At 66.8% G+C, this 26,737-nt stretch carries 27 protein-coding genes and 1 other annotated feature (1 of these 28 running past the window's edge); of the genes, 15 read left to right on the top strand and 12 right to left on the bottom strand.

Features of this window, described 5'->3' with window-relative positions:
• The first annotated feature begins 11 nt into the window (after positions 1-11).
• Genes lgt through pgeF form a run of 4 tightly spaced genes read left to right on the top strand, consistent with a single transcriptional unit; the run spans position 12 to position 3,134 of the window.
• Positions 12-893, top strand: coding sequence for a prolipoprotein diacylglyceryl transferase (lgt, locus tag OMW55_RS09800; protein ID WP_264882776.1), 882 nt, complete (start codon positions 12-14; stop codon positions 891-893).
• A gap of 2 nt (positions 894-895) precedes the next feature.
• Complete coding sequence (locus OMW55_RS09795) at positions 896-1,873, top strand: class I SAM-dependent methyltransferase (protein ID WP_264882774.1); 978 nt, start codon at positions 896-898, stop codon at positions 1,871-1,873.
• Positions 1,870-2,373, top strand: a complete 504-nt coding sequence (locus OMW55_RS09790) for a GNAT family N-acetyltransferase (protein ID WP_264882772.1) — start codon at positions 1,870-1,872, stop codon at positions 2,371-2,373. Before OMW55_RS09795 ends, OMW55_RS09790 begins: the two co-directional genes overlap by 4 nt.
• On the top strand, positions 2,370-3,134 hold the full coding sequence (gene pgeF, locus OMW55_RS09785) for a peptidoglycan editing factor PgeF (RefSeq protein ID WP_264882771.1): 765 nt from the start codon (positions 2,370-2,372) through the stop codon (positions 3,132-3,134). The genes OMW55_RS09790 and pgeF overlap by 4 nt, the downstream gene beginning before the upstream one ends.
• Here the strand turns inward: pgeF and OMW55_RS09780 are convergent.
• The 3 genes from OMW55_RS09780 to OMW55_RS09770 all read right to left on the bottom strand — a co-directional run bounded on the left by OMW55_RS09780 (position 3,127) and on the right by OMW55_RS09770 (position 5,955).
• On the bottom strand, positions 3,127-4,971 hold the full coding sequence (locus tag OMW55_RS09780) for a DUF885 domain-containing protein (RefSeq protein WP_264882769.1): 1,845 nt from the start codon (positions 4,969-4,971) through the stop codon (positions 3,127-3,129). The genes pgeF and OMW55_RS09780 overlap by 8 nt on opposite strands.
• Positions 4,972-5,061: 90 nt before the next feature.
• Positions 5,062-5,436, bottom strand: coding sequence for a hypothetical protein (locus OMW55_RS09775; protein ID WP_264882768.1), 375 nt, complete (start codon positions 5,434-5,436; stop codon positions 5,062-5,064).
• Between the two features lie 36 nt (positions 5,437-5,472).
• Positions 5,473-5,955: a (2Fe-2S)-binding protein gene (locus OMW55_RS09770; protein WP_264882767.1), complete on the bottom strand. Its 483-nt coding sequence runs from the start codon at positions 5,953-5,955 to the stop codon at positions 5,473-5,475.
• 44 nt (positions 5,956-5,999) lie between these two features.
• Between OMW55_RS09770 and OMW55_RS09765 the strand changes: the two genes are divergently transcribed.
• The 3 genes from OMW55_RS09765 (at position 6,000) to OMW55_RS09755 (ending at position 8,121) form a co-directional block, all read left to right on the top strand.
• Positions 6,000-6,785 carry an alpha/beta fold hydrolase gene (locus OMW55_RS09765; protein ID WP_264882765.1) on the top strand — a complete coding sequence of 262 codons (786 nt, stop codon included), beginning with the start codon at positions 6,000-6,002 and terminating at the stop codon, positions 6,783-6,785.
• A gap of 64 nt (positions 6,786-6,849) precedes the next feature.
• The gene (locus tag OMW55_RS09760; RefSeq protein ID WP_264882764.1) at positions 6,850-6,990 is read left to right on the top strand and encodes a hypothetical protein; all 141 of its coding nucleotides are present in this window, start codon (positions 6,850-6,852) and stop codon (positions 6,988-6,990) included.
• A gap of 417 nt (positions 6,991-7,407) precedes the next feature.
• Entirely contained in the window at positions 7,408-8,121 is a 714-nt protein-coding gene (locus tag OMW55_RS09755; RefSeq protein ID WP_264882762.1) for an energy transducer TonB, read from the top strand.
• A gap of 91 nt (positions 8,122-8,212) precedes the next feature.
• Here OMW55_RS09755 and OMW55_RS09750 read toward each other — a convergent pair whose 3' ends face one another.
• The gene (locus OMW55_RS09750; protein ID WP_264882761.1) at positions 8,213-8,788 is read right to left on the bottom strand and encodes a glycine zipper domain-containing protein; all 576 of its coding nucleotides are present in this window, start codon (positions 8,786-8,788) and stop codon (positions 8,213-8,215) included.
• A gap of 351 nt (positions 8,789-9,139) precedes the next feature.
• On the opposite strand from OMW55_RS09750, the gene OMW55_RS09745 reads away from it, so the two are divergent.
• The 7 genes from OMW55_RS09745 (at position 9,140) to OMW55_RS09715 (ending at position 16,313) form a co-directional block, all read left to right on the top strand.
• Positions 9,140-9,322 carry a hypothetical protein gene (locus OMW55_RS09745; protein ID WP_264882759.1) on the top strand — a complete coding sequence of 61 codons (183 nt, stop codon included), beginning with the start codon at positions 9,140-9,142 and terminating at the stop codon, positions 9,320-9,322.
• A 68-nt stretch (positions 9,323-9,390) separates the two neighbouring features.
• Positions 9,391-10,788 (top strand): glucose-6-phosphate dehydrogenase, encoded by a 1,398-nt coding sequence (gene zwf, locus OMW55_RS09740; RefSeq protein ID WP_407822154.1) that lies wholly within the window; start codon positions 9,391-9,393, stop codon positions 10,786-10,788.
• Complete coding sequence (gene pgl, locus OMW55_RS09735) at positions 10,781-11,485, top strand: 6-phosphogluconolactonase (RefSeq protein WP_264882755.1); 705 nt, start codon at positions 10,781-10,783, stop codon at positions 11,483-11,485. The genes zwf and pgl overlap by 8 nt, the downstream gene beginning before the upstream one ends.
• Entirely contained in the window at positions 11,482-13,329 is a 1,848-nt protein-coding gene (gene edd, locus OMW55_RS09730; RefSeq protein WP_264882754.1) for a phosphogluconate dehydratase, read from the top strand. Before pgl ends, edd begins: the two co-directional genes overlap by 4 nt.
• Positions 13,326-14,294 carry a glucokinase gene (locus OMW55_RS09725; protein ID WP_264882753.1) on the top strand — a complete coding sequence of 323 codons (969 nt, stop codon included), beginning with the start codon at positions 13,326-13,328 and terminating at the stop codon, positions 14,292-14,294. Before edd ends, OMW55_RS09725 begins: the two co-directional genes overlap by 4 nt.
• Positions 14,291-14,905, top strand: a complete 615-nt coding sequence (gene eda / locus OMW55_RS09720; protein ID WP_264882752.1) for a bifunctional 4-hydroxy-2-oxoglutarate aldolase/2-dehydro-3-deoxy-phosphogluconate aldolase — start codon at positions 14,291-14,293, stop codon at positions 14,903-14,905. The genes OMW55_RS09725 and eda overlap by 4 nt, the downstream gene beginning before the upstream one ends.
• Positions 14,906-15,005: 100 nt before the next feature.
• Positions 15,006-16,313, top strand: a complete 1,308-nt coding sequence (locus OMW55_RS09715) for an Nramp family divalent metal transporter (protein WP_407822153.1) — start codon at positions 15,006-15,008, stop codon at positions 16,311-16,313.
• Between the two features lie 2 nt (positions 16,314-16,315).
• Here OMW55_RS09715 and OMW55_RS09710 read toward each other — a convergent pair whose 3' ends face one another.
• The 8 genes from OMW55_RS09710 to OMW55_RS09675 form a co-directional block, all read right to left on the bottom strand.
• Entirely contained in the window at positions 16,316-17,908 is a 1,593-nt protein-coding gene (locus OMW55_RS09710; protein WP_264882749.1) for a Na+/H+ antiporter, read from the bottom strand.
• Positions 17,909-18,012: 104 nt separating this feature from the next.
• Positions 18,013-18,720 carry a sulfate/molybdate ABC transporter ATP-binding protein gene (locus tag OMW55_RS09705; RefSeq protein WP_264882748.1) on the bottom strand — a complete coding sequence of 236 codons (708 nt, stop codon included), beginning with the start codon at positions 18,718-18,720 and terminating at the stop codon, positions 18,013-18,015.
• A gap of 7 nt (positions 18,721-18,727) precedes the next feature.
• Positions 18,728-19,567, bottom strand: a complete 840-nt coding sequence (cysW, locus tag OMW55_RS09700) for a sulfate ABC transporter permease subunit CysW (RefSeq protein ID WP_264882747.1) — start codon at positions 19,565-19,567, stop codon at positions 18,728-18,730.
• A 3-nt stretch (positions 19,568-19,570) separates the two neighbouring features.
• Entirely contained in the window at positions 19,571-20,398 is an 828-nt protein-coding gene (gene cysT, locus OMW55_RS09695; RefSeq protein ID WP_264882746.1) for a sulfate ABC transporter permease subunit CysT, read from the bottom strand.
• A gap of 12 nt (positions 20,399-20,410) precedes the next feature.
• Positions 20,411-21,886 (bottom strand): OprO/OprP family phosphate-selective porin, encoded by a 1,476-nt coding sequence (locus OMW55_RS09690; protein ID WP_264882745.1) that lies wholly within the window; start codon positions 21,884-21,886, stop codon positions 20,411-20,413.
• Between the two features lie 24 nt (positions 21,887-21,910).
• Complete coding sequence (locus OMW55_RS09685) at positions 21,911-22,933, bottom strand: sulfate ABC transporter substrate-binding protein (protein ID WP_264882744.1); 1,023 nt, start codon at positions 22,931-22,933, stop codon at positions 21,911-21,913.
• 69 nt (positions 22,934-23,002) lie between these two features.
• On the bottom strand, positions 23,003-23,530 hold the full coding sequence (locus OMW55_RS09680; protein ID WP_264882742.1) for an RrF2 family transcriptional regulator: 528 nt from the start codon (positions 23,528-23,530) through the stop codon (positions 23,003-23,005).
• A 221-nt stretch (positions 23,531-23,751) separates the two neighbouring features.
• Entirely contained in the window at positions 23,752-26,109 is a 2,358-nt protein-coding gene (locus OMW55_RS09675) for an AMP-binding protein (protein ID WP_264883978.1), read from the bottom strand.
• Between the two features lie 236 nt (positions 26,110-26,345).
• Between OMW55_RS09675 and OMW55_RS09670 the strand changes: the two genes are divergently transcribed.
• On the top strand, positions 26,346-26,513 hold the full coding sequence (locus tag OMW55_RS09670) for a hypothetical protein (RefSeq protein WP_264882740.1): 168 nt from the start codon (positions 26,346-26,348) through the stop codon (positions 26,511-26,513).
• A gap of 198 nt (positions 26,514-26,711) precedes the next feature.
• Positions 26,712-26,737: a sequence feature (sul1 is cis-regulatory element that is thought to sense ions involved in sulfur or methionine metabolism; They are found in Alphaproteobacteria), on the bottom strand (it continues 31 nt past the right edge of the window).

The following is a 26,737-nucleotide window of genomic DNA, read 5'->3' as shown; positions in this document are numbered from 1 at the left end:
AAGAGGTTTCGATGAGCCTTCTGGCGACAGCGACAAACGGGGTGGCATGGACGGACCTCCACCTGTCCCCGGTCGCGCTCGACCTCGGCTTCTTCCAGCTGCGCTGGTACAGCCTCGCTTACCTCGCCGGCATCTTCCTCGGCTATTGGTACATGCTGCGCCTGATCCGCGAGCCGGGCGCGCCGATGGCTCGCCGCCATGCCGACGACCTGGTGTTCTACGCCGCGCTGGGCGTCATCCTCGGCGGCCGCATCGGCTATGTCCTGTTCTACCGGCCGTTCTTCTACTTCCACAATCCGCTGGAGATCGTGAAGCTGTGGGACGGCGGCATGAGCTTCCACGGCGGCGTGGTCGGCACCAGCCTCGGCATTCTGTACCTCGCCTGGAAACACAAGCTGAACTGGCTCCGTCTGCACGACTATGTCGCCTGCGTGGTGCCCATTGGTCTGTTCACGGGACGCCTCGCCAATTTCGTTAACGCCGAACTCTGGGGGGCGCCGACCACCGTGCCCTGGGCAGTTCGCTTTCCCGAACTGGTTGCCGGCGTGACGGTGCTCGGCCCGCCGCGCCACCCGAGCCAGCTATATGAAGCGCTGCTTGAGGGCGTAGTCCTGTTCGCAATCCTGTGGTGGATGTTCTGGCGTACCCGCGCCCGCTACGAGCCGGGCAAGCTGACCGGCGCCTTTCTGCTCTTCTACGGCCTGTTCCGTTTCGGCGTGGAGTTCATCCGTGAGCCGGACGCGCAGCTGGTCGGGTTCGCCCGCGCCACCGGCCTGCACATGGGGCAATGGCTGTGCATTCCGATGATCCTTGGCGGCCTGTGGCTGTTCCTGTCAGCCAAGGGACGGCGCGAGCGGGTGGAGCCGATCGTCGGCACGGAGAGCGTGGCCTAGAGGTGACGCCGCTCGAACGGGCCTTGCGCGAGCGCATCCGGACGGAGGGCCCGCTGACGGGCGAGGCCTTCATGGAGGCCTGCAACAGCTACTATTACGCGACCCGCGATCCCTTGGGGGCGGCGGGAGATTTCACCACCGCGCCGGAAATCAGCCAGATGTTCGGCGAGTTGGTCGGCGCCGCTCTGGCGGATGTGTGGGCGCGCGCGGGCCGGCCGGCGAACGCGCGCTACGTGGAGCTTGGGCCCGGTCGCGGGACGCTGGCGAGCGATGCGCTGCGAGTGATGCGCTCGGCCGGGCTCGTCCCTCCGGTCCACTTCGTCGAGACCAGCGAGACACTGCGGGCCGCTCAGAAGGCGGCGATCCCGGACGCGACCTGGCACGAGCATATCGAACACCTGCCTGGCGACGGCCCGCTCCTGGTGGTCGCCAACGAGTTCCTCGACGCCCTGCCGATCCGTCAGCACGTCGGCGGGATTGAGCGGCGGATCGTGATCACCGCCGGCCAGCTCGCCTTCGACCGGGATGGCGAGATCGTGGAAACGTCACCTGCGCGCGATGGAGCGGTCCGGGCGATTTCCGAGCGGCTGGTCGCGCTGGGTGGCATGGCGCTGGTGATCGACTATGGCCATGAGCGGACCGCGCCTGGCGATACCCTGCAAGCGGTGCGGCGGCACGGATTCACTCCCGTGCTGGTCAACCCGGGCGAGCAAGACCTGACCAGCCATGTTGACTTTCAGCGGGTAGGCGAGATCGCGCGCGAGGCCGGTGCCGTCTTCAGCGGACCTGCCGAACAGGGACCCTGGCTCGAACGGCTCGGCATCATGGCGCGGGCCCGTATGCTCGCGAACGCTGCGCCGGAGCGTGCGGCGGAGATCGAGGGCGCCCGCGCCCGCCTGTGCCGGCCCGACCAGATGGGCAGCCTGTTCAAGGTGCTTGCGATTTCTGCGCCGGAGTGGCCAACGCCTGCGGGATTATGACCATCCGTCCCGCCACCGCAGCCGACCTGCCCGCCATCGACCGGGTGTTCCGCACCAGCTTCTGCGATACCTTCGCGCACCTCTACGCGCCGGAGGACCTCGCGAGCTTCCTTGGCCAGTTCACCCCGGGCGCCTGGCAGCGCGAGTTTGATGATCCCGCCTTCGCCTTCCAGGTCGGCGGGCAGGACGGCGACGTGGTCGGCTATGCGAAGCTCGGTCCTGTCAAGCTGCCCCACGTCGATCCGGAGGGCGCGATCGAACTGAAGCAGCTTTACCTGCTCGGGCAAGCCCACGGTACCGGGCTCGCCCGGCAGCTGATGGAATGGGTGCTGGACGAAGCGCGGCGTCGCGGCGCCAAACGCATCGCTCTGTCTGTGTGGGAGGATAACCGCCGCGCTCAGGCATTCTACCGGCGCTACGGCTTCGAAGATCGCGGCCCCTATGCGTTCATGGTCGGCAACCAGGCGGATTGCGACCGGGTGTGGGAGGCGAACCTGTGATCGTGCCGGCCTGGCGCGCGGCCGCGCTCGACGGCGTGCCGCATGGCTTCTTTGGCCGTCAGGGTGGGCTCAGCACCGGCGCAATGGCCAGTCTGAACTGCGGCTGGGGCAGCGGCGACGACCTCGCGCTGATTGTCGAGAACCGCCGGAGAGCCGCCGATGCGGTGCTGCCAGGTGCCCGGATCGTGTCACCGCACCAGATCCACTCGGCTGAGGTGGTGGAAGCCGGCGAGTGGCCCGACAACGACCGCCCGCATGCCGACGCCGTGGTCACCGACCGGCCGGGGATTCTGCTCGGCATTCTGACCGCCGATTGCGCGCCGGTGCTGTTCGCCGACCGGGAGGCCGGCGTGGTCGCCGCCGCCCACGCCGGCTGGAAAGGAGCTCTCGCGGGCGTCACCGACCGCACCGTCGAGGCGATGGAGCAGCTGGGCGCCCGCCGCGAGCGCATCGCCGCCGCCGTCGGACCGTGCATCGCCCAGCGCTCCTATGAGGTCGACTTCCGCTTTGCCGACCCGTTCCTCGAGGTGGATCCGTCCGCCGAACGCTTCTTCAACGAAGGGCCGTCGGGCAAGCCGCACTTCGACCTCGAAAGCTACGTCCTCGCCCGCCTCGCCGCCGCTGGTCTTCGCCAGGTCGAAGCGCTCGGCCAAGACACTTACGGCCAGTCGGAGTGCTTCTACAGTTACCGGCGCGCCACCCACCGGAACGAACCCAGCTATGGCCGGCAAATCAGCCTGATCGGGTCGCGCCCTAGCTAGCCTTCGTGGCCGCGATCCAACGGTCGATCTTCTGCTCCAGGATCGCCAGCGGCAGGGCGCCCGTCATCAGCACCTCGGCATGGAAATCGCGGATGTCGAACTTCGGCCCGAGCTCGGCCTCCGCCTTACGCCGCAGCCGCTGTATGGTCAGCGCGCCGAGCTTGTAGGCCAGCGCCTGGCTGGGAATTGCGATGTACCGCTCGACCTCGGCGGTGGCGTCCGTGCGGCTCATGCCCGAATGCCCCAGCATGTACGCAATCGACTGGTCGCGGGTCCAACCCTTGGAATGGATGCCGGTATCGACCACCAGCCGCATCGCCCGCAGCATTTCGTCGTTCAGCGTTCCGAACCGCTGGTACGGGTCCTTGTAGAACCCCATGTCGTAGCCCAGCGTCTCGGCGTAGAGCGCCCAGCCCTCGACATAGGCCGTGTTGCCGCCGAACCGCATGAAGCTCGGCAGCGCCTCATTCTCCTGCGCCAGGCTGATTTGGAAATGATGCCCCGGCTCGCCCTCGTGCAGGAACAGAGTCGTCTCCTCCCACGTGCTGCGCGACGGCAGGTCATAGGCATTGAAGTAGAAGGTGCCTGGGCGAGTGCCGTCGGGCGTCCCCTGCTCGTAGGAGCCGCCGGCCTCGAACTTCTCGCGGAACGGCTCGTACGGGCGGATCACCAGCGGCGCCTTGGGCACCGCGCTGAAGAAGCGCGGGATCTGCGCTTCGACCTTCTTGCCGACCGCGTAATAGTCCTGCGTCAGCGCTGCGCGGCTCTTCGGCTGGAAGCGCTTGGCGGTGCGCATGTAGTCGAAGAACCGGGGCAAGCTGCCCTTGAAGCCGACCTCCTGGCGAACCTTCTCGAACTCGCCGGTGATCCGCGCGACCTCGCTGAGGCCAAGCTGATGGATCTCCTCGGGCGTCATGTCGAGCGTCGTCGTGGACTTGACCAGTTGACGATAAAGCTGGTCGCCGCCCTTCATGCTGCTGAGGCCCACGCCCTCGCGAGCGGCTGGTAGATAGTCGTTCTTCAGGAAATCGCGCGCGCGGGTCAGGACCGGATAGATCTGCGTGGTGATCGCAGCCCGGTAGGCGCGGGTCAGCCGCGCGCGGTCCGCCGCCGAAATGCTCGCCGGGAACTGCTTCACGGGACCGTAGTAAGGCGACTGCTCGGGCCGTTGCTTCAGCTGCGTATCGAGCTGCTCGATCATGTTGCGGACGGTCAGCTTGGTGTCGACCACTCCGCTCGCCATGCCTTCGCGCCAGCGGCCGATCGCCCGGTCCATGTAGGTGACGAAGTCGGCGTTGCGCTTCAGGCTGTTCTCGTAGTCGGCCAGCGTCTTGAACGGCGCGGCTCCCTTGCCGCTGGCGAAGGTGGGGTAGAAGGTGTGGAAGCCGAAGAAATGGTTCATCGGCCGCACCCGTGTCAGCGCCAGCAGCTCCGGCTGCAGGTTGCGCAGCGTGTCCTCGGTCGAGAACTTGAACACGTCGTAGGCCAGCTGGTCGGTCGCGCTCAGGGCCGAGCGATCGACGGTGCCGAGCGCCGCCAGGTCCTTCTCCGCCGCTGCTTTCTCGCCCGCATAATAAGCGTCCGTGATGTTGTCACCGAGCCGGTCGGCGAAGCGCATGTCGCCGCGGAACAGGGCATTCAACGGATTGCGCTCGAGGCTCGCCTCGTCGCTCGCCTTGAAAATGGCGAACAGCTTCTCATGCTCGCTGGCCGCAGTGGCGGCCGGAGCGGCCGGTGACTCAGGTAGCGCGACCGGCACAGGCCCGGCGATGGGAGCCGGCGCGGCCGAGCAGGCAGCGAGGGCGAGCAGGCTAGCGGCCAGCAGGAAACGGGTCATCGGTGGGGCAGGTCCTTGAGAAACATGGGGGCGCTCGTCGGCAAGCGGTGCCGCCCGTGTGACGGCAACTGTCCGTTCGATCAACGGCGTTTAACGCTCAGCGAGAGTTCGGCGCTGACGCGGCGGCGTGCGCCCGAACGGCTTGCCCTGCGGAATTAGGAGGGTGTCGACCGGCTGGGTGATCACGGGCTGCGGCCGGCGTACGGTGTCTTTCGCGGGCGGGGTCAGGCTGCGGCCGACCAGAACCTGCCGTTCGTATAGCGTACCCGAGCGGACCGCAGAGTTCACGCTCCCGTTCGGCCGCAGCAGGTCGCGGACGGCTCCCGCCCGCTCCGTTCCATCCGCGGCCCGCGCTGCGCGACTGTCGCGCACCCGCTGGAGGGCGTCATCCGCGGGCGTGCGCTGCGCCGCCGCCGGCATTGCCGCTGCAAGCGCAACCACGAAAATGGGCAAGCGCGGTAACATCTCGAACCTACTATCCAGCGTCGACTGAGCGGGTCCTTAACGCTTCGGGCCGGGGATCGGCGCCGCCGCTTCCGCCATCATCTTCCCGGCCCGTGCAATCGCGCGCAGGATACGTAGCTGCGCGCCGCACGCGCATCGGTTCGGCAAGGCCGCCACCTGCTCCGCGCTCGGTCGCGGACTGGCCTGCAGCAGCGCGGCGATCGCCATGATGAAGCCAGGTTCGCAGAACCCGCACTGAGTAACCTGCTCGGCCAGCCACGCTTGTTGCACCGGGTGCGAGCGGTTTTCGCTCAGGCCCTCGATGGTGATCACCGATGCGCCTTCCAGGGCCGACAGCGGCAGCTGGCAGCTGCGCTCCGCCCGGCCATCAACGATTACGGTGCAAGCGCCGCAGCCGCCGTCGTCGCAGCCATGCTTGGCACCGGTCAGGTTCGACGCTTCCCGCAGCGCCCATAGCAGAGGGGTCTGCGGGTCCAGTCGGTATTGCAGCGCCTGTCCGTTAACCGTCATGCTGGCCATGGCGCACGGCTAGCGCGGTCGCAACCGACCTGCCAAGAGGCGCCATGGCCACCGTGCACACCGCCGCCGGCGCGATCGGCTTCCTGGAAGCGGGCAGCGGCGGCGTGCCGCTGGTGCTGCTGCACGGCGTCGGGTCGGACAAGAGCGTCTGGCGGCCGCAGCTGGACGAGTTCGGTGCTGCTCGTCGCACACTGGCATTCGACTATCCGGGCTATGGCGACAGCGCTCCGCAGCCCGGCGCCACCCGCGACACTTATGCGACCGCCCTGTGGGCCGCGCTGGACGGGCTGGGCGTGGGTACGGCGCATCTGTGTGGCCTCTCGCTTGGCGGCATCGTTGCGATTGCCATGCATGCCCAGGCGCCGGAGCGCTGCGCCTCGGTCATCCTGGCAGACACGTTCGCCGTGCATCCGGACGGCCAAGCCATCTACGACCGCTCGGTCGATGCGTCGCGGACGATCGGCATGCGCGAGCTGGCGAAGGCGCGGATCGATCACCTTCTCGCTCCTGGCGCTTCCCTCGAACTGCGCCGCGAGCTGATCGAGACCATGGCGTTGATCGACCCGGCCTCCTACGAGCTTGGCGCGGCGGCCGTGTGGCTGGCCGACCAGCGCGAGCAGGTCACCCCCATCCGCTGCCCGACGCTGATCCTGTGCGGCAGCGAGGACCGGATCACCCCGCCGACCCTGAGCGAGGAACTGAAGGACCGCTTGCCCCATGCGACCTTGGTCGAGATTGCCGGCGCCGGGCACCTGCCGAATGTCGAGCAGCCGGCGATCTTCAACCGCGTCCTCGCCGCCTTTCTCGCCGGGGCCGAAGCAAACAGCTAGGCTTACCTCGCCGTAATCACGACGCTTATGCCGATGTGCGTCTTGTTTGGCGACAGACGGTCCTATGCGCGGCAAGCTTCTTCTCGGGCTCGGCCTGTTCTTCGCGGCAACGACGCCCGCCACGGCGCAAACGACAATCGCCGCGGCCAAGAGCGAGGCGATCCTCGGCACACCGAGCCGGCTGGCGGCGCTGATCGCCGCCTAGACCGGCCAGCCGCTTGCGGCGACGCTGCTCCGTCCGGCGGCGGTTGCCGAGGCAGCGCCGATGCTACTGCCCGCACCTGCCGAGGAACGCGCGCAAATCGCCCTCAACCAGCCCGACGTTTTTGGCTCGGTCCCCCTGCAGATCGAGCGCACGCCGCTGGATGCTCGCTGGAGCCGGGTTTCTCACAGCAAGGCCACCGGCGCCCCGGCTCGCTGGGCGGTGCTGACGTTCGCGGCGTCGGGCCGGCGCTGGACCCACGGCTCTCGGCGCAGCGTGCCAACGGTCGAGTTGGCAAGCGCACCCGTCGGTGCAACCGTCGCCGCCTCGTCGCCGCCTCGTCGCTGGCCAGCCTGCCGGTGCCGGCGCTCCGTTGAGCGCCTAGCTCCCGCGCCGCGGAAAACTTGTTACAGGCGGGCCATGCCGTACCGAACCGACAGGCGTGACCGGGGTAAGGCGCTAGGCCTGGTGGTCGGCGTCCACGCGGCGCTTGGCATTGCACTGCTGGCTGGGCTTAAGGGCCCGCAACTGGTGCGGGCCGCAGAAGAGCGCCTGACTCGTTTCTCCATTTCCCTGTCCCACGTGCCACCGCCGCCCCTGTCGGCTGCCAGCGGCGCCAAGCCAGCGGCCGGCGCGCCGGATCGTGCAGCCAAGGCCGCCCCCGTGGTCGCGCCTCGTCCGCTGAGGCCGGTCCCAACTCGTTCCCCGACTCGGACGGCAGTCGAGCGCGGACCTGTGCCTGGCACCGACCAGACTGCCGGCGCGGGGGCGGTCAGCGGACCCGGGAACGGCGCCGGCGGTACCGGCGAAGGAGCGGGCAGTGGCGGCATGGGTGGGGCTGGAACCGGTGGCGCGAGCGGGGCGCGCTGGCTCGGCGGCGGACTGACCCGCGGCGATTACCGGAGAATCCGGGCGTTCGAGGTACCCAGCGGCAGCGCGGCCTTCTCGATTACCGTCGGCCCGGATGGAACGGCGATCGACTGCCGCCCGGCTCGCTCGAGCGGCAGCCCGCAGCTCGACCAGGCGATCTGCGCGCTGCTGTTGCCACGAATGAGCTTCGCGCCCGCACGCGACAGTAGTGGACAGCCGGTCGTGGACCGGGTCACCTACATCGCCACCTGGTCGCGGCTCTGACTCAAAAAGAAAGTGCCGGCCGCTTCAGAGCGACCGGCACCTCTCCTCCAGTTGGCTCGCGGCAAGCGAGCCGACTGGCTAGCTCAGCGACTTAGCCGCGCTCGCCGCTGCGAACGGGCGCGCTGTACGTCGGGGCCGGGGCGGGGGCCGCGCTCTGCGGCGGGGCACCCTGGTAATATTGGCCATTGTAGACGTAACCGTCGACCTGGCCGTCGTTGTTGTTGTCGGCCCAGATGGCGCCGGCGAGACCGCCGACCACCGCACCGGCAACCGCACCGCCCAAGACGCTGACGCCCGGGATCAGCGCGCCGGCCGCAGCGCCAAGCGCCGCACCGCCGACCGCACCCGTGGCAATGGTGCCGGTGGTGTTGTCGTAACCCGACGGGGCACCCTGGTAGTACTGGCCGTTCTGGACGTAGCCGTCGGCCTGGCCGTCATTGTTGCGGTCGGCCCACACGGCGCCCGACAGGCCGCCGATGGCCGCACCAACCGCCGCACCGGCGATCGGGCTGATCCCGGGGACAACGGCACCAACGGCGGCGCCGCCGGCAGCACCGAGGGCGGCGCCGGTGGCGGCGTCGGCCAACGTGTCATTCTGCGGCGTGGTGGCGCAGGCGCCCAGCGAAATGGAGCTGGCCAGCATCAGGGCCATAGCGGTTTTCTTCATATGCCTTCTCCCGAAGTTGAACGGCAGACCGTGCTCCCCCTGTTCCGAATGGACCGGAGATGGCGCACAAAGTCAGCGGTCGTTGGAACGCAGCCGAAAAGGACATGGTTCCGGATCGGCAATAATCACGCCCGCCTTAACGATGGTCCGTGGGCACATAGCGCCGGCAGGAACAAGCCCTGCCGACCTGCTAAGGGCTCGCGCCGCCACCATCAGGCCCGCCGCCGCGGCCTTGATCAAAATCGGCTAAAGCGACGAGAACGCGGGTGCCGTCGACCCCGGAACGGCAGCCAGCTGGTCACGTGACGTTCTGTCCTCCTATTCAGATGGCCGCCGACCTCCCGCCGAGCTATGAGGCAAGCCGGGGCCCTCCAGTCCATCAAGGACGTGGCGGTCGACTGGGAGGACACGCTCATGCTGGCGGGCGAGATCGGGCAATCCGCGGTGATCGCGCGCAAGAAGCGGGGCAGACCAAGCCGGTGCATAGGCGGGATCATGGACGAGCAACGGCGATTGTGCAGGGGCAGGCGGTGAGCGGCCCGGGGCGCCTTAAGGCGACCACGCTGATCCTGTTCGGCGCGACCGGCGACCTGGCCGCCCGCATGCTGCTGCCGTCGCTGTTCGGACTTGAACTGGATGGACTGCTACCCGACACGTTGCAGGTGCTGGGGACCGCGCGCAGCGACGGTACGGACGACAGCTTCCGCGACCGTGCCCGCAGCGCCATTCGGGAGCATGTGCCCGGGGCCACGATTGACGAGGCGGTGCTCGAACGCTTCCTTGCGCGCCTGCACTACCTGCCACTCGACGTGACGGACGCCGCGGGCTTCCAGCGCCTACGGCAGGCGGCGCGCGACGACGGCGGCGAGATCGCCATCTTTCTGTCGACTGCGCCCTCGCTGTTCAAGGCAACGATCGACAACCTCGAAGCGGCCGGGTTGGCCGGGAGCCGCGTCCGGCTGGCGCTGGAGAAGCCACTTGGCACCGACCTCGCGTCTAGCCGGGAAATCAACGACGCGGTGGCGCTGGCGTTTGCCGAGGAGCAGACGTTCCGAATCGACCACTATCTTGGCAAGGAAACGGTCCAGAACCTGCTGGCGCTGCGCTTCGCCAACGTGCTGTTCGAGCCGCTGTGGAATGCCAACTTCATCGACCACGTCCAGATCACCGTTGCAGAGACGATCGGCTTGGAAGGACGCGGTGACTATTATGACGGGGCCGGCGCTCTGCGCGACATGGTCCAGAACCACATGCTTCAACTGCTGGCGCTGGTCGCGATGGAGCCGCCGGCCAGCTTCGGCGCGACCGCCATCCGCGACGAGAAGGTGAAGGTGCTCCGGTCCCTGCGCCCGATTGATACCCGCACCGTCGAAAGTCATGCGGTCACTGGCCAATATGCCGCCGGCGCGGTGCTCGGCCAGCCGGTGCCGGCCTATGCCGACGAGCTTGGGCGGGCGTCGGCCACGGAGACCTTTGTCGCGCTAAAGGCGCATGTCGACAATTGGCGCTGGGCCGGCGTGCCCTTCTACCTCCGGAGCGGCAAACGACTGCCTGAACGGCGGACGGAGATCGTGATCCAGTTTCGCCCCGTGCCGCACTCCATGTTCGCCTCGCGCGGAGCGCAGACCTCGCCCAACCGGCTGATCATCGCCATCCAGCCGGAGGAGAATATCGCACTGGAGCTGATGGCCAAGATGCCGGGGCTGGACCGGAACGGCATCCGGCTGCGCGAAGTGCCGCTCGACATCCGCCTGTCCGACGCCTTCGCCGACACTCGTCGCCGGATCGCCTACGAACGGCTTCTGCTGGACCTGATCGAGGGAGACCCTACCTTGTTCGTGCGCCGCGACGAGGTGGAAGCGCAATGGCAATGGATTGACGGCGTCCGCGCCGCGTGGACCGCCGCCGGCGTTCATCCCCGGCCCTATGGCGCCGGCAACTGGGGTCCGCCGGCCGCGATCGCGCTGACCGAGCGTGCCGGAGTGAGCTGGAATGATTGAAGCGGAATGGTGGGAATATGACGATCCGGCCGCCTTTGCCGAGGCGGTGGCAGGCGACGTCGGCTTTATCGTCGAAAGCGCGGTCGAGGCCCGCGGCCAGAGCCTCATCGCTCTCCCTGGCGGAAGTACGCCGCGGCCAGTCTTCGCGCGGCTGGCGGAGGCCCGGCTGCCGTGGAAGAAAACCACGATCATTCCGACCGACGATCGGTTGGTCGAGGTGCAGTCGGAACTCAGCAACGTCCGGCTGCTCGCGGAGAGCTTCCTCAGCACCGGCGCCCGGGTCTTCCCCGTGGCGACGATCAACCCGGACGTGAAGCTCGCCGGCAACGCTGCCGATGCGCGGTTGCAGGACCTGTCCTGGCCGCCCGACCTGGTCTGGCTGGGCATGGGTGAGGATGGCCACACCGCGTCCATTTTCGCCGGACCCGACCTGGACGAGGCCCTTCAAGCGCCCAAGAGCCGGCGGATGGTCGGGGTGCGCCCCGACCCGCTTCCCGCGGAAGCGCCGGTCCCCCGGGTTACCCTGACCCGTGCCGCGATCCTGTCGGCCCGCACGATCCTGGTGACCATCGCCGGCGAGAAGAAGAAGGCCCTGCTGGAGCAGGCCATCGCCGACGGCGCCGGCAGCCGCCTACCGATCGGACGCGTGCTGGCGGAGGCGGAACAGCCGATCGACATCCATTGGTGCCGAGCATGACCCTCGACCCGCGCATCGCCGCAGTCACCGACCGCATCATCGAGCGGTCCCGCGCCGGCCGCCGCCGCTATCTCGACCTGATGGCCGAGCAGGCGGAGCGCGGTGTCAGCCGGCAACGGATGAGCTGCGGCAACTTCGCCCACGGTTTCGCTGCTGCCGAAGGCGACAAGGAGCGCATCCGTACGGTCAGCGGCCCGAACATCGGGATTGTCACCGCCTACAACGACATGCTGTCGGCCCACCAACCCTATTATCGCTACCCCGAGCAGATGAAGGTCTTCGCCCGCGAGGCCGGCGCGACGGCGCAGGTGGCGGGCGGAGTCCCCGCCATGTGCGACGGGGTGACTCAAGGGCAGGACGGCATGAACCTGTCGCTGTTCAGTCGCGACACCATCGCGCTCGGCACCGCGGTTGCGCTCAGCCACGGCATGTTCGACGGCGCCGCCCTGCTCGGTATCTGCGACAAGATCGTGCCCGGCCTGCTGATCGGCGCGCTGCGGTTCGGGCACCTGCCGATGCTGCTCGTTCCTGGCGGGCCGATGCCCTCGGGCCTGCCGAACAAGGAGAAGCAGCGGGTCCGCCAGCTCTATGCCGAGGGCAAGGTCGGCCGCGACGAACTGCTGGCGAGCGAGGCCGCTAGCTACCATTCGCCCGGCACCTGCACCTTCTATGGTACCGCCAACAGCAACCAGATGATGATGGAGTTGATGGGGCTGCACGTGCCGAACGCGGCGTTCGTCCAGCCTAATACCCCGCTGCGTCAGGCGCTGACCCGGGCAGCCGTGCACCGGCTGGCGGAGCTCAGCGCCGGCGGGCAGCGCTCGCTGGCCGAATGCGTGGACGAACGGGCGATCGTCAACGCGGTCGTTGGACTGCTCGCCACCGGCGGATCGACCAACCACGCCATCCACCTGCCGGCGATTGCCCGAGCCGCGGGCATCATCCTCGACTGGGAGGACATCGACGGCCTTTCCGGCGCGGTACCGCTGATCGCCCGCGTTTATCCAAACGGGTCGGGTGACGTGAACGATTTCCACTATGCCGGCGGGATCGCGGTCGTTGCTCGGGAGCTGCTCGGCGCGGGCCTGCTGCACGGCGACGTGGTGACGGCGGGTGCGGAGGACATCGCCGCCTACACCCGCCTGCCCGAGCTCGACGGCGATACGCTCGTCTGGCGCGACCCGGGCGCAAGCCGCAACCAGACCATGCTCCGAGCCGTGAGCGACCCGTTCCTGCCGGACGGCGGGCTGCGGCTGGTCGCGGGCAATCTGGGTCGCGCGACGTTCAAGACCAGCGCCGTCGATCCGGCGCGCTGGACGGTCGAGGCGCCCGCCCGGATCTTCTCCGACCAGAATCAGGTGCTGGCGGCGTTCGGTGCCGGAGAGCTGGACCGGGACGTGGTGGTCGTCGTTCGCTTCCAGGGCCCACGCGCCAACGGTATGCCGGAGCTGCACAAGCTCACTCCGGCGCTCGGGGTGCTGCAGGACCGCGGGCATCGGGTCGCGCTGGTCACCGACGGGCGCATGTCCGGCGCCAGCGGAAAAGTGCCCGCCGCGATCCACCTGTCACCCGAAGCGCTCGGCGGAGGCCCGCTCAGCCGACTTCGGAACGGCGACCCGGTGCGGCTTTCGGCTGAGCAGGGCGTACTGGAGGCGGTCGGCGTCGACCTGGCGAGCCGCGATCCTGCCCCGCCGCCGCCGCCGCCCGCGGGCACCGGGCGCGAGCTGTTTGCCATGATGCGCCTGGCCGCCGGCGACGCTGAGCATGGTGCATCGGCCATGCTGGAACTGATGGACCAGGACCAGGCCGGGGCCACACCGGCCGACGCCATGGCGGCGCCATGAGGCGCATTGTCACGGCAGATGTCGGTGGCACCCACGCCCGCTTCGCCGTTGCCGAACTGGACGGCACCCGCGTCGCCCGCTTGTCTGAGGCGCTGACCCTCAAGACCGCCGAACACGCCAGTTTCGAAACGGCGTGGGAGCAGTTCGGTAGGCAGCTTGGTGAGCCGCTGCCGACGGAGCTCGCGATGGCCTTCGCGGGCCCCGTCTACGGCGAGCTGCTCAAGCTGACCAACAACCCCTGGGTGATCCGCCCTGCCCTCGTGGCCGAGCAGCTGGGAGTCGAGCGGTTCACGGTGGTGAATGACTTCGGCGCAGTCGCCCACGCCGTGGGGGCGCTCGACGGCAACGCCTTCACCCACCTGTGCGGCCCGGACCGGCCGCTGCCAGAAAGGGGCATGATCACGATCCTTGGGCCGGGCACCGGCCTTGGTGTCGCGGGTCTTCTGCGCACGGACGGTCGTCACGAGGTGATCGAGACCGAGGGCGGGCACATCGATTTCGCCCCGCTGGATGCGCTGGAGGACCGAGTCCTGGCCGAGCTGCGGCGCAGCTTTCAACGGGCGTCATTGGAGCGGCTGCTCTCCGGCCCAGGGCTGATGAACCTCTATGAAGCGCTCGCGGCGATCGAGGCCCGGCCCTCCACCATCCACGACGAGAAGGTCCTTTGGGCCGCCGCCATGGATCGCAGCGACAGCTTGGCCGTGGCCGCCCTGGACCGCTTCTGCCTGACGCTCGGGGCGGCTGCCGGCGACCTGGCACTCGCGCAGGGTGCGACTGCCGTGGCGATCGGCGGCGGGCTTGGCCTGCGTCTGGCGGCGCACCTGCCACGCTCCGGCTTCCGCGATCGCTTCATCGCCAAGGGACGGTTCCAATGCAGGATGGAGGACATGCCGGTCAAGCTCATCACCCATCCGCAGCCCGGCCTGTTCGGCGCGGCCGCCGCCTTCGCCAGGATGCATGCATGACGATCGATGACATCATGAGCGCCGCTCCGGTCATCCCGGTGCTGGTGCTGGACGAACGCCTCGACCCGATTGAACTGGCGAAGACGCTGGTCGCCAGCGGACTGCCGGTCCTGGAAGTCACCCTGCGCACTCCCCACGCGCTGGAGGCGATCCGTGCGATGGCCAGCGTCCCCGGCGCCATCGTCGGCGCGGGCACCGTGCTCGACCCCCGGCAGCTCGACGCCGCGCTGGATGCCGGCGCCCAATTCATTGTGGCTCCCGGCCTGACCGACGGCCTGACCCGCGCCGCCATCGGCAGTGGCACCGCCTACCTGCCCGGCGTCGCCACCGCCGGCGATATCATGCGCGGACTTGATCACGGCCTTGACCGCTTCAAGCTCTTCCCGGCGGAAAGTTCGGGTGGACTGCCGGCGTTGAAGGCCCTCGCCAGCCCGTTCGGCGATGTCCGTTTCTGCCCGACTGGCGGGATCACCGCTGCCACCGCGTCGGAATGGCTCGCCCACCCGGCCGTGTCCTGCATCGGCGGCAGCTGGATCGCTCCCGCCGGCGAGACCGACCTCGACCGCATCGGCGAGTTCGCCCGGACCGCCGCGCTGCTACGCCCGAACTGATCGGCAGGTTGCGACAGGCCCGACCTGGGCCCGCAACCGCTTGCGTCGGGCCTGCTTGGCTTGCAAGGACCCGTTATGGTTCCGCAAGATCTACCGGGAGCTGGCCATAGAGTCCGGTAACAGCCTGCCCGAGGTATTCCGCTCGATCGCCGTTCCCAAGGATCGACGGTTCTGGCGCAAGCTCGGCGCCTTTTCCGGTCCGGGCTACCTCGTGGCAGTCGGCTACATGGACCCGGGCAATTGGGCGACCGACCTCGCTGGCGGTTCGCAGTTCGGTTACACGTTGCTGTCCGTCATTCTCCTGTCGAACGTCATGGCGATTCTGCTTCAGGCACTCGCGGCCAAGCTCGGCATCGTCACCGGGAGCGACCTCGCCCAGGCCTGCCGCAACCAGTACCCCCGGGAAGTGTCGTTCTTGCTATGGATCGCGTGCGAGCTCGCGATCATCGCTTGCGACCTGGCCGAGGTGATCGGCACCGCCATCGCATTGCAGTTGTTGTTCGGCATTCCCCTCGTCTGGGGCGTATGCCTGACCGCGCTCGACGTGCTGCTCGTGCTGCTGCTTCAGCAGCGAGGGTTCCGCTTGCTCGAGGCCTTCATCATCGCCCTGCTCATCGTGATCGCCGGCTGCTTCGTGGTCGAAATCGCCCTGTCGCAGCCGGCGATCGGCGCCGTCATGCGGGGTTTCGTGCCCACGCCCGAAATCGTCACCGATCCGGCCATGCTCTACATCGCGATCGGTATCCTGGGGGCAACGGTGATGCCTCACAATCTGTACCTCCACTCGGCCGTGGTGCAGACCCGGGCGTTCGAGCAGACCGACAGCGGCAAGCAGGAGGCAATCCGCTTCGCTACCCTCGACAGCACCATCGCCCTGATGCTCGCGCTGTTCATCAATGCCGCGATCCTGATCCTTGCCGCGGCGACCTTCCATGCCGCCGGCCGCACCGACGTTGCCGAGATCCAGGATGCATATCAATTGCTCACCCCCATGCTGGGCGTCGGTCTGGCGAGCACCCTGTTCGGCGTTGCGCTGCTGGCGTCCGGGCAGAACTCCACCCTGACCGCGACCTTGGCCGGCCAGATTGTCATGGAAGGCTTCCTCAGGATCCGGCTGCCAGCCTGGCAGCGCCGGCTGCTCACCCGGCTCCTCGCCATCGTTCCAGCCGTGGTCGTCGCGGCGCTTTATGGCCAGTCGGGGACAACCAGACTGCTGGTGCTCAGCCAGGTGGTGCTCAGCATGCAATTGCCGTTCGCGGTAGTGCCGCTCGTCGCGTTCACCAGCAATCGTGCGCTGATGGGTCGTTTCGCCAACGGCGCCGCATTGAGGTGGAGCGCCTGGGTGATCGCCGCCGTCATCACCGGCCTCAATGCCAAGCTGCTGCTGTCGCTGGCGACCGGCGGCTAGACTCAACCGGGCGCGTCGTCGCCACGCTGATAGATAATGCCAACCTCCTCCAAGTCGAGGTCGCGCTCCAGGTCGTGCAGCACCTCGTCCTCGATCTGGCCCTCGCGATGCAGGCGCAGCAGCTCCGCTCGCCCGGCCGCGATGACGCCCAGCATCAGGCTGAAGTGCGGCCGGATCTTCTCCATGAAGCGGTCGGCGTCCGCCGCATAGCGCTCCGTTCCCACTGCCCGGCTGCGGTAGGTTTCAAGCAGTTGCGGATGGATGAGCTCGCCGTTGCCGTCATAAGCGACCTGCTCGGCAGCCTCGAACTTGACCCGCGCGACCGCCGCTTCGGCCGCTGGCAACGCCACCGGTGCGGGCGGGTCGATGTCCTTGGGCCGGACCAGGGCAATCACGCCGCCAAGGGTCGCGCCCTGCAGGACAACGGTCACCAGGATCACGGCGAAGGCGGTCACCAGCATCAAGTCGCGTTGAGGAAAGCCGGCGGGCAAGCTCAATGCGATGGCCAGCGTCACCACGCCGCGCATGCCGACCCAGCCAAGCACGGCGGCCGATCGCCACCCAAGGGGACGGGCGGACCGCATGCCCATCGCACGAACAGTGGTCAGCAAGGCTTCCGTGCCCATGACCCAGACCAGGCGCGCCACGATCACGGCGCCGGTGACCAGTAGCGCGGGCCCGAGAAGGGAGCCGAGCACCTGTTCAAAGCCGATGCGATCAACCACGCCGCGCAGCGAGAAGCCCATCAGGATAAAGATCAGCGCTTCCAGCGTGAACACCAGCGTCCGCCAAAAGGCCGAGCCCTGCAGCCGCACGCGGGCGGGCAGCAGCCCGTGCTGGAACCAGCCGAACGCGATCCCGGAGGTTACCGTGGCGATCACCCCCGAAACCTGCAGCGCCTCGCCCGCGAGATAGGCAGCCCAGCACATCAGCGTGGATGCGGCGACGACCAGCGTGTCGTCATGAAGGCGGCGGAGCACGAACATCCAGGCTGCGCTGACGATGGCACCGACCGCCACGCCGCCGAGCGCCAGCAGGAAGAAGCTGCCGACAGCCTGGTTTGCGTCAAATGACCCGACCAGCGTCGCGGCTACCGCAAAGCGGAACAGCACCAGCCCCGTGGCGTCATTGAGCAGGCTCTCGCCCTCCAGCAGTGCCTGTAGTCTGCGCGGCAGCGTCACCCGCTGCAGCACGGCACGGGCCGCGATCGCGTCCGGCGGCGAGACGACCGCGCCCAGGGCGAAGCAGGCGGCCCAGGACAGCCCCGGGATCAGCCAGTGCGTGACAATCGCCACTGCCGCGGCCGTGAACAGCACGGCACCCACCGCTAGGGACATGATCCCGGGCAGGTGGCGGCGGAAGCGGCCGAATGCCGTGTAGTACGCGCCATCGAACAGCAGGGGTGGGAGGAACAGCACCAGGATGAGTTCCGGGTCCAGCGACACCGGCGGCAGGCCGGGAAGCGACGCCAGAGCCCCGCCGCCGACCAGCAGCGCCGCGGAGGGCGGGAGGCCCAGCCGAGCCGCGATCAGGTGCAGCGCCACGGCGGCCCCAAGCAGGACTAGGATCAGTTCGAACGTCTGGACCGGGTGCATCCGAGAATCACTACCGCCAACGCGCAGCTTCAACCAGCAAGGTGGACGCAAGGGGTAGCCCGGTCCGATGCAATTGCCGCGGTAGGCTCGCTTGGAGGACCGGCCTAGTCGAGGAAGCTTCTGACAACCTGGTTAGCCGAGGTTCGCAGCCCATTGGGCGTGCCGACTTCGAGGATGCGTCCGGTACCCAGGATGCTCACCCGGTCCGCCAGCCCGAACGCTTCCTCATGGTCGTGCGTGACGAAGATGGAGGTCAGTCCGATCTCCTCGTGGATCTTCCGCAGCGCGGATCGCAGCTCCCGGCGGACCTTGGCGTCAAGCGCCCCAAATGGCTCGTCAAGCAGCAGAATGGATGGCCTGCGAGCCAGCGCCCGCGCCAGGGCGATGCGCTGGCGCTGCCCCCCGGAAAGCTGGTTGGGATACCGCTTCTCATATCCCTCGAGCTGCACGAGCTGGAGGAGCTCGCTCACCCGCTCCCTGATCTGCGATCGTGGCGGCCGCTCCCGACGCTTCATCACATCTAGGCCGAAGGCGATGTTCTGTTCGATCGTCATGTGTCCGAACAGCGCATAGTGCTGGAAGACGAAGCCGATGCCTCGCTCGGCCGCCGGCACCCTGGTGACATCCCGCCCATCGAACAGCACATGCCCGCTGTCAGGCACCTCCAACCCGGCGATCACCCGGAGCAAGGTTGTCTTCCCGGATCCGGACGGACCCAGCAGCGCCATGAACTCACCTGCGGCGATATCGAGCGACACGTCGGTCAATGCCGGAAATGCCGAGAAGCGCTTGGACACGCTCCTGACGGACACGGAGGCGCTAGTGCCGCGCAGCAAGTTCGTCTCCGTGTCGCCACTCGAGGAAACTTTTGAGAAGAAGAGTGACGAGTGCGAGTCCCGCAAGGAGCGAGGCGACAGCAAAGGCGGCAACGAAGTTGTACTCATTGTACAGCACCTCGACTTGAAGCGGCATGGTGTTTGTCTCGCCGCGGATGTGTCCTGACACGACGCTGACGGCGCCGAACTCACCCATGGCCCGGGCATTGCAGAGCAGCACGCCATAGAGGACGCCGAAGCGGATGTTCGGCAACGTCACGCGCCAGAACGTCTGCCAGCCCGACGCGCCAAGGGAGAGGGCGGCCTCCTCTTCCTCGCGCCCCTGCATCGTCATTAGCGGAATCAGCTGCCGAGCGACGAAGGGAAAGGTCACAAACACGGTTGCAAGCACCAGGCCCGGGACCGCGAAGATGATCTCGATGTCGCGCGACGCCAGCCATTCGCCGAACCAGCCCTGCGCCCCGAACAGCAGCACGAAGACCAGCCCCGAGACGACGGGCGAGACCGAAAAGGGAAGCTCGATCAAGGTCACCAGCAGCGTCTTGCCCCGGAACTCGTACTTCGAGATGGCCCAGGAGGCGGCGACCCCGAACACCAGGTTGAGTGGTACGGCGATGCTCGCGACCAGCAGGGTAAGTCGCACGGCAGCGAGGGCATCGGGCTCCGTCACCGCCGCCACCCAAGCCCCCGAGCCATCCTGAAGCGCCTGCACCAGCACTGCTCCCAGCGGCAGGAAGATCATGAGCCCAAGATATGCCAGTGCAATCCCGATCAGCAGCAGTTGCAGCAGGCGCGGCTCTGACAGATGCCGTGGATGCGCCATCGGTCAGCCCTTTCGCCTCTGCCAGTGCTGCAGCATGTTCAGGACCAGCAGCATGGCAACCGAAACCAGGAGCATGACGACCGCGATCGAGGCAGCTCCGGCGAAGTCATATTCTTCGAGCTGGGTAACGATCAGCAAAGGTGCGATCTCGGATCGGAACGGCATGTTGCCAGCGATGAAGATCACCGATCCATATTCCCCGGCGCCGCGCGCGAACGCCAGGGCGAAGCCGGTGGCGAGTGCCGGCAGCAGGGTCGGGAAGATCACCCGCGCCATCGTCTGCAGCCGGGTCGCGCCCAGGGTCGTCGCCGCCTCCTCCGTCTCATGCGCGACTTCCGCCAGGACCGGCTCCACCGTTCGCACGACGAATGGCAAGCCGATGAAGGTAAGGGCCAGGACCACACCGGCCGGTTGGTAGGCCACCGGCAGGCCCAGGGCAGCCAAGGGCCTCCCGAGCAGTCCCGTATCCGCATACAGGGTCGTCAGCGCGATCCCGGCGACGGCAGTCGGAAGTGCGAAGGGCAGGTCGACGGCGGCGCCCAGTGCGCGCTTGCCAGGGAAGTCGTAGCGCACGAGAACCCACGCGACGATCAGTCCGAACACGCAGTTGATCGCCGCCCCCAGCAGGGCTGCTCCGAAGGTCAACCGGTAGGAGGCCAGGGCACGCTCGGACAGAGCCGCAGCGACAAACCCGTCCCAGCCACCAGTCGCGCTTTTCGCGAATACCGCAGAGAGCGGGACAAGCACGATGACGCTCAGCCAGAAGAGCGTGATGCCCAGCGAGAGCCGGAAGCCGGGGAGCACGGGGCGACTGCTTCGCACCTTGAGCATGCGGCCTCTCCTTCAGAAGTCCAGGTGCAGGCGCGTTGCGAGCACGTCACCAGCCGTTTCGTCGCCAACCGGGTCCAGCGGGGTGTTGTCCCCGCGAAAGCGCACATAGTTGACCATCAGCTTGGCATAGGGATTGAAGTACCAGTTGATCCCGAACGTCCAGCTTCGCGCGTCATTGCCGCGGCGCACGAGTACCGGCGTATTCGACAGGTCGAGCCGGTCGTATCGCAGCGCCACCTCGAATGCGCCGAGCCCGTCCTTCCCAAGCTCCCTGAAAGGCTTCACGCGGTCGAAATTGCCGGCTTTGAACGGTCGGCTCTCTCCGGTCAGGAAGTAGGATGCGTAGCCGTAGAAGCCGGTGAAATGCTGGTCCGACAAACCTGGTCGAACCAGCCACAGCCGACCTGCCTCCCCCGCCAATGTGAGTGGTCCAAGCACCGCTGCCGCTTCCATCCCGCCGTACTGCAGCGACCGGACACCGGTGATCACGCCGCTGTCGGCGATATTGCCGTTGTCCACGCGGATGTTGGGGCGGTCAGTGAGTCGCACCGCATCTTCCGTGTCGCCCGACTTCAGGGCGGTTCGATAATAGCCCGCGGCACCCAGGTGCAGGATGCGGTTGGGCTGCAGCAGCGGCTCCCAAGTGATCCGGCCATTGACGCCCCAGCTTTCATCCGGGGTGTCGGTGACCGGCGCTGCGCTTGAGCGGGAGATACTTTCATTGTCCCCGAACAGGCCCACGGCGATATTCAGGTTCTCCCGTGCGCCGTAGGTGGCGGACAGCCCGATCCGACGCTCGGCACCCGCGTTGCCGAACGCGTTGGTGAACATCCCACGTTCAAGGAACGTGTTGTAATTGTCACTGTTGTTGCTCTCCAGCCCGAACGGAGCCTTGTGCTGGCCCAGCGTCAGAACGGTCTTGGGGATCTTGGTATACTGGAGGTATGCGTCCGTCAGGTTCACCGCATTGCCGGCGAAGTCCACCTCCAACCGATAGTTGAACCACTTGAAGGCCGTGCCCTCCACGCCCAGCCGGGCGCGGCGGAACGCAGTGCCATTGTTGTAGTCGTAGCCGCCCTTGCGCTCGAAGAATGCGGCGCCATCGGCTTCGACCACGCCGCGCGGTTTGAACGTGAAAGCGCCCGTGGAGTCCGAGGTCGACGGAACCCAGCCGAACTGCGCGTTCTTGGCCGCCCGCGTTTCCACCGTTTCCAGCCGCTGCTGGTTGAAGTCGGCCTGTTGCTCCAGCTCCGCATTGCGCGCCTCCAGCTGACGCACGCGCGCTTCCAGCGCGTTCAGGCGATCCAGCACGGGGTCCCCCGTCGCCCTCGGCGCAGCAGCTTCGGGCTTCAAATCGTCGCCCACGATGCTGTCGATCGGACTGACGGCAGGATCGACCTCCGTCGGCTGCTCGGTGCCTGGAGGAACGGTTGCCTGCTGCACCTCGAGTGACATCGCGGCAGCACTGGCAAGCAGGATGGCGATCATGGGTGGTCCCCTGTTACGGGTGCGTCAGCGCTTGGCGGCCTCGAAAATCTGGTCGAACAAACCCCCATCGTTGAAGTGCATCGCTTGCGCCCGGCCCCAGCCGCCGAAGTGCCGGTCGATGCTCAGTAGCTGCATGCGCGGGAAGCGCGCCGCATAACGGGCCGCGACCTGCGGGTTGCGGGGGCGGTAATAATGCCTGGCGATGATGTCCTGGGCTTCACCGGTGTAAAGGTACTTGAGGTAAGCTTCGGCCACCTGGCGCGTGCCGCGGCGGTCGACAACCCTGTCGACCACCGCGACCGGAGGCTCCGCCAGGATGGAAATGGACGGAGCCACGATCTCGAACTTGCCTCGGCCCAGCTCATTGGTGGCCAGGAACGCTTCGTTCTCCCACGCGATCAGGACATCGCCCTGCCCCCGCTGCGCGAAGGTCGTCGTCGCGCCTCGCGCTCCGCTGTCGAGGACCGGCACGTTGCGGAAGAGGCGGGTCATGAATTCGCGCGCCTTCGCAGGCGAACCGTACTTGCGCTGGGCATAGCCCCACGCGGCAAGGTAGTTCCACCGGGCGCCGCCGCTGGTCTTGGGGTTGGGCGTGATAACCTTCACATCCGGACGAATGAGGTCGTTCCAGTCGCGGATGTTCTTTGGATTGCCCTTGCGTACGAGCAGCACGATCGTGGAATAATAGGGTGCGCTGTTGTTCGGCAGGCGCGTCTGCCAATTGGCCGGCAGCAGCTTGGCCCGACTGGCAATCTCGTCGATGTCGTAGGCGAGCGCCAGGGTGACCACGTCGGCCGGCAATCCGTCGATCACAGCGCGCGCCTGCTTGCCTGATCCACCGTGGCTCATCCGAATAGCAACTTGCTGTTTCGACGCCGCTCGCCAGCGCTGCGCGAAGCGCTGGTTGACGTCGCGGTACAGTTCGCGCGTCGGGTCGTACGATACGTTCAGGATTTGAACCGAAGCCTGGGCGGCGGTCCGCTGTGGCAGCAGAGCGGCTACGCAAAGGGCTGTCACACCCAGAAGGAACGAACGACGTCGAGCCATCTTCAACTCCCGTATCAGGAGAGTTGAAAAGATGAACCCTAGCTCACGACTAGACAATTAATCTTTTGTTCACCCCGGCTTGATTTCCGAACCGTCCGACGCGGGAAGCCTGCCTTCCCAGTCCGCCCCCTTGGAAAGCGAGATCGAGTCCAGGACGCGAGTCGTTTCGTCCCGCACCACCATGAAGGCCCGCCGGATCGCGCAGTTAACTTCATCGTGGCAGTCACCGCAGGGAGCGTAGAAATTCTCGCTTGCGCAGCTGATCAGTGCGATCGGTCCTTCCAACGCCCGCACGATTGCCCCGAACGAGATCTCATGCGGGGATCGGGTCAGGACGTAGCCGCCCCGCGGGCCCCTCGTACTGCGCACGATGCCGGCCTTCTTCAGCTCCAGCATGATGAGCTCCAGGTACTTCGGCGGGATCTTCTGCGTGTCCGCAATGCGGGCGAGCTGAATAGGCGCTCCGGCGCCCTCTTCCACCAGGTAGAGCAGCGAACGCAGAGCATAGCGTGACTTCTGGGTAAGCACCCCGTCGGGATGGCACACATGGAAGTCATCCGAAAGCTTGGGCAGCGTGACGCCGCTCAGTGCGCCCACAGCTTGCCGACGCGCAGCGGGTCGGACCCGATCGGGAAAGCAATAAACCCGTGTCCTTTGGCCGAAATGTCTGCTTGCCAGCCATTGCGACCCGTCAGCCAAGCGCTTCCTTGAACGGCGCGGTTGTTCACGCGGGCACTCGTAAGCAGTCATTGGTTCAGCTGCTAAGCAGATCCTGCATCCGCCTCAACGTGTTGTCGGATGGCAAGCGGGTAACTCGATCATTCGGCTGGTTCGATCCGTTGGTAGCTTGGCGCAACGGACCGAACTCGTCTGACCGTCCGGTCAACGACGAACGCCACCAACAGTCCCAGAGCAATGGCGAAGGTGACAGCCAGGAGGTTCGGCAGCGGCGAACCTCTGCTCGGCCATACGCCCATGACCACATGGACGGGGAACATGTGCACGAGGAATATATAGAAGGTGGCACCGGCAACGGCGCCAATGAGGCGCTTGAGGTGCCTGGGTACGGGCACGCGCGGGATCCAGATCACGGCGAGGCTGCCGAGTATCAGCCATACTGCATACGGCAGGACGCCGATCAGGGGAAACATCACGAAGGTGGCAGCTGACATCACCAGCTTCTGCTTGCGAGTTCGGGTGAACTGGAGAGTCCAGCCGAAGGCGAACAGGTAGAACAGGAACATCGGCGTGCGGGTCGTGAAGTGCCCATTTTCCTCCAGCGCTAGGCTGGGAGCGAAGAAATGGACGGCCAAGCGGCTAATCACAGCCACGGCGAAGCCGGCGACCGTCAGGGCGAATCCGGCTCGCCACGGATGCTCGCTCATCCGCCGCCGGAAGCCTGCAACAGCGAAGGGGAGAGTGAACAGGAGCACCAGCTGGACGAAGGCAACGATGAACCAAAAGAACGGGAGCAGGCTATGCTGCGCTTGCAGGTCCGGGAAGAAGTTGCCGATCAGCGCCCATCGGCGCCAGTCTACGTCGCCGCGCAGAAACTGGTAACCTGCCAAGATCAGATAATAGGTACCCAGCAGCCGTACCAGGAATGGCGCAAACCCGCGCAGCATGTCGCCGGATATCAGCCGACCGTATTGGAAGCGGGCAAACAGGGCGCCAGCGAGCACGAGCAGCAGGTAGGCACCACCGCCAATCTGAGCTTCCGTGGTATGGTTAAGGACCACGCCGATGATGGCCAGGGCTCGTAAAGCGATCTGGGTGTCCATCGTTGCCCCCGTCGGCACGGTGGCTTTGTGCCCGGCGGTGAGTGCATCCAGCTGACTTACGGGTAGCAGTTCCCAGTCGTCGGGCAGCTCACCAAGTTCCTCTTCGAGCAACATCGACACTTGCACGAATGTCAGAGAGTCGCCGCCCAGTTCGACATAGCTGAGGCTCGGGTCGATGGCTTCACGGTTCAGCAGCTCGGCAAGTCGGCTGGAGATGGCTCCGCCGGACTTTCGAGCAGGTGGAGCGGTGCGGCCGCCGAGATCCGGCGCTAGCTGGGAGAGCTCGTTTCTGCGGACCTTACCGGTGTCTGTCCTTGGAATCGCCGCCACCTCGACGAGCAAGAAGTCCGCGGCGCTCAGGCCGAAATCGTGGGCGACCTCCACCGCCTTGTCTCGCAGTATGCGAAGATCGGCCCCCGGCTCGTATGCGAGCACGATGGCCTGCCCTCGCAACGGGTCGCTGCGGGATGCCACGGCGACGCTTCCCTGCTCGGCGGTGACCCTGTCGAGCAGGCGCTGCTCGAACAATTCCAGCGGAACCTTCAAGCCGCCGACGTTGATGAGGTTGTCCGCCCGGCCCTGGTAGTGGAGGCTTCCGCCCGCATCGATGACGCCGAGGTCGCCAGTCCGCAGCCAGCCTTCATCGTCCGTCAAGCTGACCAGCCCGTCGGCCGTAATCTCGCCGCTCGCCAGGTGCGGACCGCGGATGCAGATACGGTCATCTGCATCGACCCGCACCTCCACCGATCCGTTCGGGCGGCCCACGCTGTCCATCTCCACGTAGTCGGCAGCGCTGATGTCCAGAAATGTCGAGCGCGAGGCTTCCGTCAGACCATAGTGCTGGACGATCCGGGCCTCGGGGAACAACCGGCGGATGGCCCGCTTCTCTTCCGGGCTCATCGGCTGGCTACCGATCTCGAGCCAGCGCAGATTCCGGCCGCACTCGCGGAACAGATGGTCCTGCGCCAGCACCAGACGGAGCATGGTCGGAACTGCGGAGAACGCGTTCATTGCACCGTTGCTGAGCATCTCGGCAAGCTCGCTCGGGCGAAAGCCCTTGGCGGGCAGGAAGCTACGTCCACCCACTGCCGCGACCGCGCGCGCCCGACCCAATCCAAACGAATAGGTCACCGGAACACCGACGTATTCACGTACCGAATGGTCCAGGCCGGATACGTCAATGAGACGCTGAGTGACATCGCCGAGCGCTCCCCGGCTGAGCAAGATAGCCTTGGGCTTGCCGGTGGTGCCTGACGTGAAGCTGACCAGAGCTGGGGTGCCGTCATCTGCCAGGCTGATCTGGTCGTCGAACCAGCCGCCGCCTTCCAGCACGGTCAATCGCTGCTGAACCAGCGTCCCAGGCACGTCAGTCTCGCTCAGATCGTTGAGCGGCATCACGGCGTCGCCCGCGCGCCAAGCTGCGAACAGAGCTCGAAGGTAATCCGGCGAACTGACCTTTTTGATCGCCATGACGTGAGTCAATCCAACGGACACTCGTGGTGGTCTCCCTTGATCTCGAGAAGCTTGAGGTGAGGACCGCTGGACCTGCCGGCAGCGCCACGGTTATTCCCGATGGGGAAAACGAAGCGGGCCGTGTCATGCGAGAAGCGCAACAGCCTCACGAATATTCCGTGTCCCGCCTGGCTCAGCGATGGGGCGTCAGTCAGGACTACATCGTCGAGGAGATCAGGACGCGGCGACTGGTCGGACGACGGATCGGCGGCCGGCACCTGCGCGTGCACGAGGATGAGGTGCTCCGTTATGAGCGGGAGCACCGTCTGTCCGTGCAACCGGACTAGAGCGGCACTGCAAGCCGGACGACAAGGTTCGGTATTATACCGCAAGGCATAGGACCAAGGACCCGTGATCGGCCGTACCTTGCCCACGCATTGCTGCGCCGGATACGTCATCATAGAAAAAGCGCCTGAACGACTTCAGCGACCCCGAAGCGGGCTTGATCTCTGCTTCGGTCTCCGCCCTCCCTGGCGGGTCGCTGGAGTGTTCCCGGGGATGGGCGCCGGGG

Source organism: Sphingomonas arvum, assembly GCF_026013565.1.
GTDB classification, from domain to species: Bacteria; Pseudomonadota; Alphaproteobacteria; order Sphingomonadales; family Sphingomonadaceae; genus Sphingomicrobium; species Sphingomicrobium arvum.
Note: the sequence above shows the minus strand (reverse complement) of the source record. Positions and strands in the feature narration are given on the sequence as shown.